10 protein-coding genes are annotated in these 14,792 nt (G+C 69.6%); 2 read left to right on the top strand and 8 right to left on the bottom strand.

Going from position 1 to position 14,792, the window contains the following annotated elements; translation table 11 throughout:
• Positions 1-6: 6 nt before the first annotated feature.
• From PW843_22070 to oppB, 4 genes are read right to left on the bottom strand one after another with little or no spacing between them, the layout of a single operon-like run.
• The gene (locus tag PW843_22070; protein MDE1149257.1) at positions 7-987 is read right to left on the bottom strand and encodes an ATP-binding cassette domain-containing protein; all 981 of its coding nucleotides are present in this window, start codon (positions 985-987) and stop codon (positions 7-9) included.
• Positions 984-1,964 (bottom strand): ABC transporter ATP-binding protein, encoded by a 981-nt coding sequence (locus PW843_22065; protein ID MDE1149256.1) that lies wholly within the window; start codon positions 1,962-1,964, stop codon positions 984-986. Before PW843_22065 ends, PW843_22070 begins: the two co-directional genes overlap by 4 nt.
• Positions 1,965-1,967: 3 nt before the next feature.
• A complete protein-coding gene (locus PW843_22060; GenBank protein ID MDE1149255.1) occupies positions 1,968-2,822 on the bottom strand; it encodes an ABC transporter permease subunit in 855 nt (284 codons plus the stop codon).
• Positions 2,823-2,848: 26 nt separating this feature from the next.
• Positions 2,849-3,784, bottom strand: a complete 936-nt coding sequence (oppB, locus tag PW843_22055) for an oligopeptide ABC transporter permease OppB (protein MDE1149254.1) — start codon at positions 3,782-3,784, stop codon at positions 2,849-2,851.
• Between the two features lie 403 nt (positions 3,785-4,187).
• Between oppB and acnA the strand changes: the two genes are divergently transcribed.
• Positions 4,188-6,896 (top strand): aconitate hydratase AcnA, encoded by a 2,709-nt coding sequence (gene acnA / locus PW843_22050; GenBank protein ID MDE1149253.1) that lies wholly within the window; start codon positions 4,188-4,190, stop codon positions 6,894-6,896.
• 122 nt (positions 6,897-7,018) lie between these two features.
• Here the strand turns inward: acnA and PW843_22045 are convergent, their stop codons facing one another.
• Positions 7,019-9,436 carry a hypothetical protein gene (locus PW843_22045; GenBank protein ID MDE1149252.1) on the bottom strand — a complete coding sequence of 806 codons (2,418 nt, stop codon included), beginning with the start codon at positions 9,434-9,436 and terminating at the stop codon, positions 7,019-7,021.
• A gap of 695 nt (positions 9,437-10,131) precedes the next feature.
• Here PW843_22045 and PW843_22040 point away from each other — a divergent pair.
• Positions 10,132-12,441, top strand: coding sequence for an ATP-binding protein (locus tag PW843_22040; protein MDE1149251.1), 2,310 nt, complete (start codon positions 10,132-10,134; stop codon positions 12,439-12,441).
• Positions 12,442-12,602: 161 nt separating this feature from the next.
• Here PW843_22040 and PW843_22035 read toward each other — a convergent pair whose 3' ends face one another.
• Genes PW843_22035 through PW843_22025 form a run of 3 tightly spaced genes read right to left on the bottom strand, consistent with a single transcriptional unit; the run spans position 12,603 to position 14,482 of the window.
• Positions 12,603-13,280, bottom strand: a complete 678-nt coding sequence (locus PW843_22035; protein ID MDE1149250.1) for a periplasmic heavy metal sensor — start codon at positions 13,278-13,280, stop codon at positions 12,603-12,605.
• Complete coding sequence (locus PW843_22030) at positions 13,277-13,834, bottom strand: hypothetical protein (protein ID MDE1149249.1); 558 nt, start codon at positions 13,832-13,834, stop codon at positions 13,277-13,279. The genes PW843_22035 and PW843_22030 overlap by 4 nt, the downstream gene beginning before the upstream one ends.
• Positions 13,835-13,843: 9 nt before the next feature.
• Positions 13,844-14,482 carry an RNA polymerase sigma factor gene (locus tag PW843_22025; protein MDE1149248.1) on the bottom strand — a complete coding sequence of 213 codons (639 nt, stop codon included), beginning with the start codon at positions 14,480-14,482 and terminating at the stop codon, positions 13,844-13,846.
• Positions 14,483-14,792: the final 310 nt, after the last annotated feature.

Raw genomic sequence — 14,792 nt, 5'->3', positions numbered from 1 at the left:
TGCGCATCAGCCCGGGTGGTGGCACGCCACCTGACGGCCCGGCCCGTGGCTGACCAGCGGCGGAACCTGGGCCGCGCACAGATCGGTGGCGCGCGGACAGCGGGTGCGGAAGACGCAGCCCGATGGCGGGTCCAGGGGCGACGGCAGGTCGGCCCCCAGGGCCATCGGTGTCCTGGCCCTGACGCCCGACAGCGACGGCACCGCCGCCAGCAGCGCCTGGGTATAGGGGTGCAGCGGCCGGGCATACAGGCTGTCACGGTCGGCGATTTCCATCACCCGCCCCAGGTACAGCACCATCACCCGATGGCTGAGATGGCGCACCACCGCCAGGTCGTGGCTGATGAACAGCAGCGACAGGCCCGTTTGCGCCTGTAGCGCCGCCAGCAGGTTGACGATCTGCGCCTGGACGGAGACGTCCAGCGCCGACACCGCCTCATCACACACCACAAGGCGTGGGGCCGCGACCATGGCGCGGGCGATGGCGATGCGCTGGCACTGCCCGCCGGAGAATTCGTGGGGGTAGCGCCCGGCCAGGGCGGGGGATAGCCCCACCCGGTCCATCATCTCCGCCACCAGCGCGGCCCGCGTCCCCCCGTCCAGATCGGGACGGAAAGCGCTTAGCGGTTCCGCGATCGCCTGCCCAACCGTCCGACGCGGGCTGAGGCTGGCCAGCGGGTCCTGGAACACCATCTGGATGTCGGCGCGGCGGCGGCGCAGGGCCTCGCCCGCCAGCGCCATGAGGTCGGCGCCGTCCAGCAGCGCCCGTCCCGTGATCGACGCGGCATCGGGCAGCAGGCGCAGGATGGCCCGGCCCAGGGTGGACTTGCCGCAGCCACTTTCCCCCACCACGCCCAGCGTTTCCCCCGGCGCCAAGACGAAGCTGATACCCGCCACCGCCTGCAAGGTGCCGCGGCGCGCCAGCAGCCCCGGCAGGCGCACGGGAAATTGGACCGACAGATCCTCCACCCGCAGCAGACCACCGCTCATGGCCGGACCTCCAGCGCGGCGACGGCGCGATGGCAGGCGCGGGAACGGACGCCATCAACCAGCAACGGCGGTTCCGCCGCCCGGCAATCCTCCCCCACCCAGGCGCAGCGCGGTGCGAAGGCGCAGCCCAGCGGCGGTGTCCGCATGTCGGGCGGCTGGCCCGGGATGGTGGCCAGGGGACCGTCCGCGCCATCCAGCCGGGGGACGGAGGCCAGCAGGCCCCGGGTGTAGGGATGGGCGGGGGCGTCGAACAGCGCGGCCACCGGCCCGCTTTCCACCAGGCGGCCGGCGTACATCACCGCCACCCGGTCACACAGGCCGGCCACCGTGCCCAGATCGTGGGTGATCAGCACCACCGCCATGCCCCGGTCCCGTCGCAGATCGGCCAGCAGGTCCAGGACCTGCGCCTGCACCGTCACGTCCAGCGCGGTGGTGGGCTCATCCGCGATCAGCAGGTCGGGATCGCACAGCAGGGCCATGGCGATCAGCACCCGCTGGCGCATGCCGCCCGACAGTTCATGCGGATACTGGTCCAGGCGCCGGGCGGCATCCGGAATGCGCACCAGCGACAGCATGTCCAGGCAACGGCGCCGGGCGTCCGTCCACGAGCATCCCCGGTGGGCCACCAGCCCCTCCGCCATCTGGCGGCCGATGCGCAGATGCGGCGTCAGGGCCGTGCCGCCATCCTGGAACACCAAAGCGATGCGCGTGCCCCGCACCCGGTTGAGGGCGCTGGACTTCAGGCCCAGCAGTTCCTGGCCATCGAAGCGCGCGCTGCCGCCCACACGGGCATTGGCGGCCGACAGGCCCAGGGCCGCCAGGAACAGCTGGCTTTTGCCCGATCCGCTTTCGCCGACGACGCCCAGGCATTCGCCCCGGCCCACCGCCAAATCCACGCCGCGTACCGCCCGCACGGGGCCTTCGCGCGTGGCGAAATCGACCGTCAGGCCGGACAGCTGGAACAGGGGTTCCGCCATGCCCTACCGGTCCCCGGGCTCGAGCGCGCCGCGCAAGCCCTCGCCGATCAGGTTGAAGCAGAACAGGGTCGCCGTCAGGAAGGCGGCCGGGAAGAACAGCATGTGGGGCGCCACCTCCATCTCCTGCGCCCCGTCGGCGATCAGCACGCCCCAGCTGGTCATGGGTTCCTGCACGCCCAGGCCCAGGAAGGACAGGAAGCTTTCGACCAGGATGACAGCCGGCACCAGCAGGGTGACGTAGACGATGACCGGCCCCATCAGGTTGGGGATGATATGATGGGCCAGGATGCCGGCCGGCCGCACGCCGGCGGCACGCGCCGCGTCCACGAATTCCCGCCGCTTCAGGGCCAGGGTCTGGCCGCGCACGATGCGCGCCATGGTCAGCCATTCCACCCCGCCGATGGCGGCGAAGACCAGCAGGATGCTGCGCCCGAACACCACCATCAGGATGATGACGAAAAACATCAGCGGCATGGCGTACAGCACGTCGACCAGCCGCATCATCAGGGCATCCACCCGCCCGCCGGCATACCCCGCCACCGCCCCATAGACGACACCGATGACCAGGGCCACGCCGGTGGCGACCAGCCCCACCATCAGCGAGACCCGGGCACCCAGCAGCGTGCGCACGAACAGGTCGCGGCCGATGGCGTCGGTGCCGAACCAGTGGTGGTTGGCCAGGGTGGGCGGGGTCGCGATGTAGTCCCAGTCCACGTCGTCATAGCTGTTGGGGTTCAGCCACGGGGCGACCAGCGCCAGCAGCACGATAGCCGCCAGTAGAACCAGGGCCACGACGGCCGCGCGGTTGCCCATCAGCCGCCGCCCAGCGTCCCGCCAGGGCGACCGGCCGCCCCTCATCCCCGCCAGCCTGTCCCGCGCCCCGTTCATTCGTAGCGCACCCGGGGGTCCAACAGCCCATAGGCCAAATCCACCGCCAAGTTCATCAGCACGATCAGCGTGCCATAGAGGATGACGGTGCCCATCACCAGGGTGTAGTCGCGGTTGATGGCGCCCTGCACGAAATAGCGGCCGATGCCCGGCAGGGCGAAGATCTGCTCCACCACCACCGACCCCGTCACCAGCCCCGCCACCGCCGGCCCCAGGTAGGACACGACGGGCAGCAAGGCCGGACGCAGCACGTGGCGGAACAGGATGGCCGGGCCGCCCAAGCCCTTGGCCCGGGCGGTGCGCACGAAATTGGCGCGCAAGGCCTCCACCAGGCCGCTACGGGTCAGCCGTGCCACCACCGCCACCTGCGGCAGGGCCAGCGCCGCCACCGGCAGGACCATGTGGGCCAGGTCGTCCGCCAAGGTGCCGTCGCCCCACCCCGCCACCGGCAGCCAATGCAGGGTCAGGCCGAACAGCAGGGTCAGCAGGGGGGCCACCACGAAGTTGGGCAGGGTGACGCCCACCAGGGCCAAGCCCATCACGGCATGGTCGATCCAGCCGTCCCGGCGCAGCGCCGCCACGACCCCCAGGCCCCCGCCCAGCAGCACGGCCAGCATCGCCGCCGCCAGTCCCAGCCGGAGAGAGATGGGAAAACCGGCGGCCAGCAGGTCGGCCACGCTGAAATCCTTGTAGGTGAAGCTGGGACCGAAATCGCCCCGCGCCACGCCGCCCAGATAATGCGCGAACTGCGCCGGCAGCGGCTGGTCCAGATGATAGGCCCGCTTCAGGTTGGCCTCGATCGCCGGCGGCAGGGCGCGCTCACCATCGAAGGGTCCGCCCGGCGCCGCGCGCATCAGGAAAAAAGCCAGCGTGATGATGGCCAGCAGGGTCGGCACGGCCTGCAATAGGCGCCTCAAGGCGTAGGATGCCATGTGCCGTCGATGTCCGTTTTCCCGTTTGCCCCACCCTGCGACCATCCGCGCCGCACGCAGCCCAAGTCAAGCCGGGATGATCGAACGATCACGGGCCTGACCCCGTTTGCCGCCAAATGGATAGCCGGGTGTCGCGCCGGGGATTCTCGGCAGGGGAGGCATGCGGTGTCGCCCATACCGCAACCCTCCGGGCATTTGATCGCGGGGCCAAAAAGCGGTAAACCTCGCGCGCGCGCCTTTCCGCACCCACCCTTCGATCAAGGGCGCCCCCCACCGCCTTGTTACACCTTTTATAAGGGGGCGTTCGCGAGGGTGACGGACCGGCCGTCCGCATGACGGGCCATGACACCCGCTGAAGGGTACCGGCGTGCGGCACCATCCCTTTCCCGAGGAGGCCACTCCTGTGTCCACGATCACCGGTCACGACACGCTGAAAACCCGCCGCAGCTTGAGCGTCGGCAGCAAGAGCTACGACTACTTCAGCCTCAAGGCCGCCGAGGCCGCCGGCCTGGGCGACCTGTCCCGCCTGCCCTACAGCCTGAAGGTGCTGCTGGAAAACCTGCTGCGCTTCGAGGACGGGCGCACCGTCAGCGTCGACGACGTGAAGGCCGCCGCCCAGTGGCTGGTCGACCGCCGCAGCGACCGTGAGATCGCCTACCGCCCCGCGCGCGTGCTGATGCAGGACTTCACCGGCGTCCCCGCCGTGTGCGACCTGGCCGCGATGCGCGAAGCCATGGTGGGCCTGGGCGGCAAGCCGGAGCGGATCAACCCGCTGACCGCCGTGGACCTGGTCATCGACCATTCCGTGATGGTGGACTACTTCGGCGGCCCCGAAGCCTTCCAGAAGAACGTGGACGTGGAATTCCAGCGCAATGGCGAGCGCTACGCGTTCCTGCGCTGGGGCCAGAAGGCCTTCAACAACTTCCGCGTCGTGCCGCCCGGCACCGGCATCTGCCACCAGGTGAACGTTGAGTACCTGGCCCAGACCGTGTGGACCGACGGCGACCAGACCGGCGCCACCGTCGCCTACCCCGACACCCTGGTCGGCACCGACAGCCACACCACCATGGTGAACGGCATGGGCGTGCTGGGCTGGGGCGTGGGCGGCATTGAGGCCGAGGCGGCCATGCTGGGCCAGCCCATCTCCATGCTGATCCCGGAAGTCATCGGCTTCCGCCTGACGGGCAAGCTGAAGGAGGGGGCGACCGCCACCGACCTGGTGCTGACCGTCACCCAGATGCTGCGCAAGAAGGGCGTGGTCGGCAAGTTCGTGGAATTCTTCGGCCCCGGCCTGGATGCCCTGACCCTGGCCGACCGTTCCACCATCGCCAACATGGCCCCGGAATACGGCGCCACCTGCGGCATCTTCCCGATCGACGCCGAGACCGTGCGCTTCCTGAAGTTCACCGGCCGTGACGCCGACCGCGTCGCCCTGGTGGAAGCCTACGCCAAGGCCCAGGGCATGTGGCGCGATGCCGACAGCCCCGAGCCCGTGTTCACCGACACGCTGGAACTGGACCTGAACAGCGTCGAGTCGTCGCTGGCCGGCCCGAAGCGCCCGCAGGACCGGGTGCTGCTGTCCAACGCCAAGGCCGAATTCGCCAACGTGTTCGCCAAGGACTACGCCGGCAAGGCCGACAGCAACCCCGCCCAGGTCGCCGGCTCCGACTTCACGGTCGATCATGGCGACGTGGTGATCGCCGCCATCACCAGCTGCACCAACACCTCCAACCCCAACGTGCTGGTGGCCGCCGGCCTGCTGGCCAAGAAGGCGGTTGAGGCGGGTCTGACCACGAAGCCGTGGGTGAAGACCTCTCTCGCCCCCGGCAGCCAGGTCGTCACCGACTACCTGAACGCCGCCGGCCTGACCCCGTACCTGGACAAGCTGGGCTTCAACCTGGTCGGCTACGGCTGCACCACCTGCATCGGCAACTCCGGCCCCCTGCCGGAAGCCATCGGTGCGGCGGTGGACGCCAACGACCTGCTGGCCTGCTCCGTCCTGTCGGGCAACCGCAACTTCGAAGGCCGCGTCAACCCGCAGGTGAAGGCCAACTACCTGGCCTCGCCACCGCTGGTGGTCGCCTACGCCCTGGCCGGCACGCTGCGCAAGGACCTGACCACCGAGCCGCTGGGCAAGGACAAGAACGGCAAGGACGTCTTCCTGAAGGACATCTGGCCGAGCAGCGCCGAGATCGACGCCGCCATTTCCTCGTCGCTGACGCCGGAAATGTACCGGTCGCGCTACGCCAACGTGTTCCTGGGTCCGCAGCAGTGGCAGTCGATCGAGACCGCCACCGGCCTGACCTACAAGTGGGAAGACGACAGCACCTATGTGAAGCTGCCGCCGATCTTCGAAGGCATGACCACCACCCCGGGTGCGGTGCATGACGTGAAGAAGGCCCGCCCGCTGGCCATCCTGGGCGACAGCATCACCACCGACCATATCTCCCCCGCCGGTTCGATCAAGAAGACCAGCCCCGCTGGCACCTACCTGATCAGCCACGGCGTGGAGCCGGTGGACTTCAACGGCTACGGCGCCCGCCGCGGCAACCACGAAGTCATGATGCGCGGCACCTTCGCCAACATCCGCATCAAGAACGAAATGGTGCCGGGCGTCGAAGGCGGGGTGACCAAGTACATCCCCACCGGCGACGTCATGTCGATCTACGATGCCTCCATGAAGTACCAGGCCGAAGGCACCCCGCTGGTGGTGTTCGCCGGCCAGGAATACGGCACGGGTTCGTCGCGTGACTGGGCCGCCAAGGGCACCCGCCTGCTGGGCGTCCGCGCCGTGGTGGCCGAGAGCTTCGAGCGTATCCACCGCTCCAACCTGATCGGCATGGGCGTCCTGGCCCTGCAGTTCAAGGACGGCGTCACCCGCAAGTCCCTGGGCCTGGACGGCACGGAGATCGTCGACATCACCGGCGTCGAGGCCGGCCTGAAGCCCCGTATGGACCTGACCCTGACCATCACCCGTGCGGATGGCAAGGTCGAGACCGTGCCGGTGCTCTGCCGCATCGACACCCTGGACGAGGTCGACTACTTCAAGCACGGCGGCATCCTGCACTACGTGCTGCGCAACATGCTGAACCAGCCGCAGGCGGCCGAGTAAGCAGGCGTACCGGATCCGGGGGGCCGCAGAGGGCCCTTCGGGTTCAGTCCCGGAAACGGGACATGAAAAAAGGGGCGCTACCCAAGCCGGGTGGCGCCCCTTTCTTTTGGGGAAAAGGCAGCTCAGTCCAGCGCCAGGTCGCTGACGGCGTTGCCGACCTCGGCCACGGGCAGGAGGCCCGCCGCCGTCAGGTCGCCGGCCGCCACCAGCAGGGTGCGGCCGGCGGCACCCGGGATGCCGGCGGCCTGGGCCAGGGTAGTGAGGGCGTCACGCGACGGCGCCTGGCTGATGACGCCGTTGCCGTAGACCAGGATGGAGACGGCCAGGGTGCCCGGCCGGGTCTGTTCCACCAGTGCCGCCGCCTTCACCAGGCCGCGCAGGGTGGAGACGCGGGTGAAGCCGCTGTCGGACAGGACATCACCCTCATCCCCCAGCACCCAGTGGCGGCCGCCCAAATCCTCAACGCCCACCAGGATGGCCAGCGGCATGCCGCGATGGCGCCCGGTGGCCACCGCCACCAGGCCGCCATCCTGCGGCGCCTGGGGCAGTTGCACGGTGGCGCCCAGGACGTGGGACACCCCTGACAGCACGGTGGCGACCGCCTGGGCCAGCGTTTCCGCCCCCGTGGGCCGCATCAGACTGGGCCAGGCGCCGAACAGCAGCGATGCCAGGCCGGCGGTGGTGGTGTCCGCGCCCCGATCAGCCGGGGCGGCGGACAGCGGACGGCGCAACCTTTCCTCCACGGCGTCCAGCCGGCCGGCCAGGGCCTGCACGGCATCCGGCGCCGGCGCGGAAACGGCGATCCCCGGGACCGGGGCGGCTTCGCCCGTCACCTTCTCCCGCAGGTCGCGCATGTCCAGTTGCACGCCGCGGACGGCAGCGACCACGCGCAGCAGCGATTCATGCATGTGATCGACCATGCCGCTCAGCTGTTCCGGCAGCGGACCGGGCGGCACGTCGGGCAGCAGGACACCATTCACCGCCTTGGCGTGGGTCAGCCAGTTCTCCAGCACGCCCACGCGCTGGGTGAGTTCCGTCTGGAGACGGGACAGGTCGCCAGCCGCACGGGCAAGACGCTCCGTCTCTTCCGCCGGGCGGCCGGCGTGGTGGCTGACCACCCCGGTCAGGTGGGCCACCCGCTCGCGCAATTCCTGGATGGATTGGCCCAGCGCGTTGATGCGCATCGTTTCCGGCAACGAAACGACCGCGGAATGCATGGCGGTCAGGTCGGTGCGCAGGTCCCGCAGCCGGCCGCCGACGTGCAGCGCCAGGTCACGGACGATGGCCTCCGCATAGTCGAACGGGTCGACCGTGTCCTCGATCTCCCCCTCATGCACGCGCTCCGCCTCCACCGCCCCGGCCTCGGCGTCGGCCGGAACCGCCGGCGTCATTCCCGCCGGGGGCGAAGGGGCCGCATCGGCGAGAGGGGTGCTTTCAGCAGCGGCCGCCGCGCCGGCGTCGCCATCAGGGCCTTGGGCGTCACGGTGCTCATCGGTCATGGCTTCGCTCATCCGGTCACGGGAAAGGGGGGCATGGGGAAGAAAGGCACGGGCATCAGGTTTCGCCGGAAAGGGTATCAAGCAACCGAGCCCGGCGGGCCTCCGCCACACTCCGGGCGATGCGGGGCACCGCCTTGGATGAGGGCCGGGCGGACGGCGGCCTGGTGGGTGGCGGCACCGGCGCGTCGGAGGAGGCCTGCGGCGGCGCCTCCACCACCACAGCCGTGGCAACAGCGGGTGGTGTGTCTCAGCTTCCGGTGTCGACCGCATGGGGGCGACATCCTTAGGCGTAGCCCGCAAAGTCACGCGGGTGGCGACGGCAGGGATAGTCGCCATGCGCGCGCCGCCGGGCATGGTGGGCACCGGCCTGGAAACAGCGGGGCTGGAGAGGGGGGGCGCCGGAATGGGCCCATGCATGGCCAGCGGCTTGACCGGCGTCGCCGGGGCGGCACGCAAGGACATGGCGCCGGGCACCCGCGTCGTGGGCGTCGGCATGGCCCGCATTTCGGCCCGGCCGGCCGACGTCGCGTCGCGGACCAGCGTGCCAGGCCCCCGGGACAGCAGGTTGGTGAACAACGGCGCGGAACGCGGTGGCGGAACGGCGTCCCCGCCGGCTTCGCCCACCGGCACCGATAAGGCGTCCGCGGCCGGCGGCGTATCGGGTGCCGAAGGCTGCAATCCTGACGGCGGCATGGGTGACGCTACGGCCAGGGCCGCTTCGGCTGCCGGCGCAGTTGAGGCGGCGGCAGGCGCAGCCACGGCTGGGGGCGCCGGTTCATCCACCACGCGGCCGCCATCGTTGATGTCGGCCAGCAGACGACGCAGTGCGGGCGGGGTATCGCCATCCGCCGCCTGGGCGACCGCCTTGTCGGTCAAGGCCGGGTCGATGCTGATCTGCAGGAAACCGAACTGTTCCGCCGACAGCGACCGCACCTGAAGAATCAGGTCATCGGCCTGTTCCGTACCCGCCACGAAGCGACGGATGCCGTCGATGGCGGCGGTGACGACCGCGGCGTCGCGCACGGCGCGTGAAGAGAACACAGGACCACGGGCGCCCTCGCCGCGCCCCTCACCTGCCCGGTCCTGCGGTACCTCCCCATGCGGCCCGTCCCCGTCGGGCCTTGCGGTGGGAGGGAGAGCGCCTGGCGGGGTCGACACGTCATCCCCCTTGCCGGCAATCCAGCCCATCACCTTCCGAAACATGCCACCCTGCCCCCTACAAGAGACCGGATTATGACCCCACGGGTCCCGGCACGGCAAACGGTTTACACCGGCCGTCGATCTGATCCGGCTAATGGTTAGCACGGCCCCCGGCAGCGGTTCAATTTATAGACCCGCTGAATTCTTCCGGCCGGGGCGTCCCAGCCTGCAAGCGAGAACGCGGCGCAAGAAACAACGGCACGCCTGTTAAAGCCCAAGGCCAACGCCAACCGAAATCAATTCGAACAGGCAATGGATTTATCTGCCGGCCAAGTTCCGTGTCGGCAGCGGCGGAGCCCTTATTGCATCACATTTTACTAGTTTTTTCCGCGACTTAATTGCATCCGCTTCGCAAATGCAATTGGCGCGACCGCCAAGTCATCGTACAGTCGCGTGCTTGGGGGAACCGGGTTTGGCCGTCACGCGGCCGGCCCCGTCTGTCCCCTTTTTGGTTTTCGATGATTGGCGGCGGGCCGGCGTTCCCAGTGGGCGACGATGTCGGCGTATGATCCTTAACAGGCCACAGGGAACCGGACGTGGGGCGCTTCAAACGGGGATCGCAGCATCTGGGCCATCCGCCGGGTGGCGGCCCCCGCGCCAGCGCCTTTCCCCTTACGATCAATCGGATTGCGGCCCAGGCGGGCGCCCGCATCGATCTCCTGGAATCACTGAGCCGCCGCGCCGATTCGATGCCCCGCCCGCGGCTGATCCAGCTGGGCCAGTTGATTCTGATGGCATTGAACCACCAGGACGATTCCTGGATGGTGCCCATCCTCACGACGGTAGTCGCCCTGAATTGTGCGGCCTGGGCACCATGGCCGGCCGTGGCCACCTGGATGACGTTGTCGCTGATAGCGCTGGTCCTGTCGCAATGGACATACCGCCGCTTCCTGGGCCAAGTGGACCGGTTGGGTGATCCCCACCGTTGGAACTGGCGCCTGACCGGCGCCCGGCTGGCGCTACCGGTGACGTGGAGCCTGCTGCCGCTGTTCGCCTGGCCGGTCGATGCCACCAGCCGTTCCTTCCTGGTGCTGGTGCTGAGCACCGCCATGGCCCTGCGCGTCGGCGGCATCACCCCGCACAGGCTGGCGTTGAAGCTGCAACTGGTGCCGCCGGCCCTGGCCCTGCTGGTCCTGGTCGCAACCGCGCAGGGGCCCATGCCGCGCCCAGCCATGGTGGTCGGTTGCCTGCTATATCCCGTGTTCCTCTACCGCATGGGCCGGCAGAGCTGGCTGCGCACGCGCCGCATGCTGGAACTGCACGTGGACCTGACGGCGGCCAAGCGCGCGGCGGATGAGGCCAACCGCGCCAAGTCCGGCTATCTGGCCACCTTGAGCCATGAGATCCGCACCCCCATGACTGGTATCCTGGGCCTGACCCGGCTGTTGCTGGACACGGGCCTGTCCATGCGCCAGCGCGACTACGTCCGCACGGTGCATGAGTCGGGCGAATCGTTGCTGGCCATCCTGAACGACGTGCTGGACCTGTCGAAGGTGGAGGCAGGAAGGCTGGAGGTGGAGGCGACGGCCTTCGACCCCGTCGCCCTGCTGGACGGCGTGCGCGACCTGATGGCGGGCCGCGCGGCGGAAAAGGGCCTGGACCTGCAGGTCCGCCTGTCCCCCGATTTTCCGTCCCGCCTGACCGGCGACCCGCTACGCCTGCGCCAGGTGCTGCTGAACCTGGTCGGCAACGCCATCAAGTTCACTGAGCGCGGCTGGGTGCGCATCAGCGCCTCGGCCGACCGGACGCCGGAAGGCGACCTCCGGTTCGGCGTCATCGTGTCGGACACCGGCGTGGGCGTGCCGGAAGCCGCCCAGGACCGCCTGTTCGAAACGTTCAGCCAGGCCAGTGTCGAGGTCACCCGGCGCTATGGCGGCAGCGGCCTGGGCCTGGCCATCGCCAAGCGGCTGGTGGAGGCCATGGATGGGGAGATCGGCTTCCAGAGCCAGCCGGGCGACGGCAGCCATTTCTGGTTCGCCGTGCCCTCCAGCGTGCCGGAAGCAGCAGCCGTCGCGGTGGCCAGCGGTGAAGCAGTGCCCGAGTTGCCGGCGCTGGCCGTGCTGGTGGTGGAGGATGTGACCGCCAACCAGGTGGTGCTGGACGCCCTGTTGCGCACACGCGGCCACCGGGTGACCCTGGTGGCGGATGGTGCCGCCGCCGTGCGCGTGGTGGCGCGCGGCCGCTTCGACCTGGTGCTGATGGACATGCAACTGCCGGGCATCGATGGGCTGGAAGCGGCCCGCCGCATCCGCGCCCTGCCCGACGCCACGCGGGCGGCCGTGCCCATCGTCGCCACCACCGCCAACGGCGACGTCGCCGACGCCGCGCGCTGCCAGGCGGCGGGCATGGACGGCTTCGTCACCAAACCCATCCGGCCCGAAGCCCTGCTGGACGCCATGCGGGGGGCCTGGGCCGCCCGTGGCGGCACCGTCTGGCCGGAGGAGCCGGCGGGCGATACCGCCCTGCTGGACACGCGCCAGATGGAAAGCGTGGCCCAGGCCATCGGCCGGCGTGACCTGCCGGAGTTCATCACCATCACCGTCCAGACCCTGGTGGAAACGGCGGAGCGTTTCCTGGACATGGCCAATGGGGGCGACATCACCGCCGCCGGCCACGCCGCCCATACCCTGTGCGGGGTGGCGGCGAACGTCGGCCTGGCCGCGTTGTCGGCCGATGCCCGCCGCGCGCAGCAGTCGCTGCGCGACGATCCTCCGGAAATTCAGCGGGCGCTGGCCGTGCGCCTGCGCGACAGCACCGCCACCGCCGCCGACACACTGTCGGCTTGGCTGCGCGACTGGCTGGGCGCACTGCCGCCGGAAACGGAAACGGGCTCCGCCGTCGCCTGACTGCGGAGCCCGCTGCTCATACCATCCTCAGACGCCGGGCGCGACCATCCGGCCGCTGGGCTTATCCTCGATTTCCAGTCCGCCTCGCTCCCCGGAAATCTCCGGCGGCTGCAGTCGCAGCCTACGACGGCATAACGCCGTCGAACCATGGCACCAAACGATCAGTGGGGCGTGGCGTCGCCGGACGGCACCGGCGCGGCCGTGGGCGCCCGCGGCGTCAGGGGAATGCCGCCGTCGTTATGCGGGGTCGCGGCGTCGTTGCCGTCATGCGGCGGATGATCGAAACGCCCATCCGGACCGGGGCCGTCGAACCGGCCATCGGGCCCGCGCCCATCGGGACCATGGTCGCGGCGGTCGTCGGGGCCCCAGGGACCATGCGGACCGCCGCCCAGGACGAAGGGCACCTTCATCTCCGCCAGCTTCCGCCGCCCCTCGGGCGACATCTTGGACAACGCATCCACCAGCGAGGCATGACGCGATTCCTCGAACGACCGGCGCCCCTCGGCCACCTGCGCCATCACATGGGCGAAGGCTGGCGCGTCGAAGGTGTCGGCCGCCAGCAGGCGCTGGCTCTCGGCCCAGGCCTCACGGGCCTGCTTGTCCAACGCCTGGAAATCGATTCGGTCCGGCGAAATCGCCTTTTCCAGGATTTCCGCGTCGCTGGGCGACAGGAAATCCGACAACGGCCGGGGATGGAAGTTCAGACCCGGACCGGGTTCACGCCCCGGCACGTCATGATGGCGGAAAAGATGGGGCACGACGGTGCCGGCCAAAAACAGGTTCACACCGACGGACGCGATGAGCAGGGGGCCGCGCCACCGGCTGGAAAAGAACGTCATCGCGCGCCGGTCTCCACCGTGTAGGAGGTGAACAGCAGGCTGGGCATGTCGGTGACACTGGCCTGCGCCGTTTCCACACCGGCATGGCCGCCACCGCTGGTGGCGGTGGTCAGGTTGGCCGCCGGCATGGTGACGGCACCGACCATGATACCGGCGGCGGTGGCACCCGCCAACCATCCAGCCTGCGGCGCGCGCACCGCACACCAGGACAGGGCCGTGCGCACCACGTCGAAGGGCGAGGGCAGGAAGGTTCGCACCTTGGCCGCCGGCGCCGTGGCCGCCGCAGCCTGCGGCGGCAATTCCAGCCGGGCCAGCGCACCAGCCACGACGCGGTCGACCCGCGCCGCCGAAATTTCAGGCTCCGCCACCATGGACAACAGGGCGTCCAGGCGCGCCTCGGCCACAACCAATTCGTGCGCGGCGGCATCTTCCGCCAGCACACGCACCGCCGCAGCCCGGCGGTCGCCCGGCCAGCGGGCGGGGTTGCCGCCGTAAACGGCGGTCAGTTCCGCCAAATCTTCCGTATCGAAGCTAGACCATTCCCTGTCAGTCATGACGACCCCCTAGACCTCTCCCGTATCCTGGACCACACCGGACAGACGCACCCGCAACGCGCGCCGGGCCCGGGCCAACAGCGACTCGACCGCCGAAACAGACAGGGACAGGATTTGCGCAGCGTCGGCGGCACTGCGTTCCTCATAATAACAGAGCGTGACGGCCAACCGCTGCCGTTCCGGCAGCTCCGCCAATGCCTGCGACACCAATTTGGCCGTCTGTTGCCGCGCCATCATGCTCACAGCCGATGGGGTCGGATCAGGCGGTTCCGGAATTCCTTCCAATCCGGCGAAGGCGGGACGCCGCCGCCGGTCCACACACAAATTCACCACCACCCGGTGTAACCAGGTGGAAAACCGGGCGCGGCCATCGGGGATCCAGTTCTTGGCCCCCGTCCACACCCGCAGCATCGCCTCCTGCACCACCTCGTCGGCATCGGCCGCGTTGCCCAGGATGCGCTGGGCCAGCTTCATGGCCTTGGGCGCATGACGACCGGCCAGCAGGGCGAACGCCTGCCGGTCACCCTCGGCAATACGGGCCAGCAGGGCGTCATCCCCCGGTTCCGGCAGGATCGCCGTCACCGGTTTGCAATCAGCAGCGGCCGAGACCACGCCGGAGGCGGGCTTCGGCTGGACAGGTTCGTCCATCAGTTCCCCTGAAGAGTGACCCGGGACGTCTATGTCGCGCAGTGCATACATGACCTCTTATACGGGCCGCGGGCAATGCCCTGTCGATAGGCGTGCCGAATAAAATCTGGGCGACCGGCAGACGGGATCCAAGGCTGGCCATCGTAAAAGGAATGTCACGGGATGCGGCCCTGCCCCAAACCGCCGCCCTCGTGACAGCCCTGCCGGCCCCGATCTAAAGGCAGGGTGGGGCGCTTCGGCGCCCGGCACCGCCCCCGACCTACCGCGATTGCAGCCCCGCCCGCGGAACAGAGGTCGGGGGCGGATTTGC

It is taken from the genome of Azospirillaceae bacterium (assembly GCA_028283825.1).
Lineage (GTDB): Bacteria > Pseudomonadota > Alphaproteobacteria > Azospirillales > Azospirillaceae > Nitrospirillum.
This window is presented reverse-complemented; position numbering and strand designations above follow the sequence as displayed.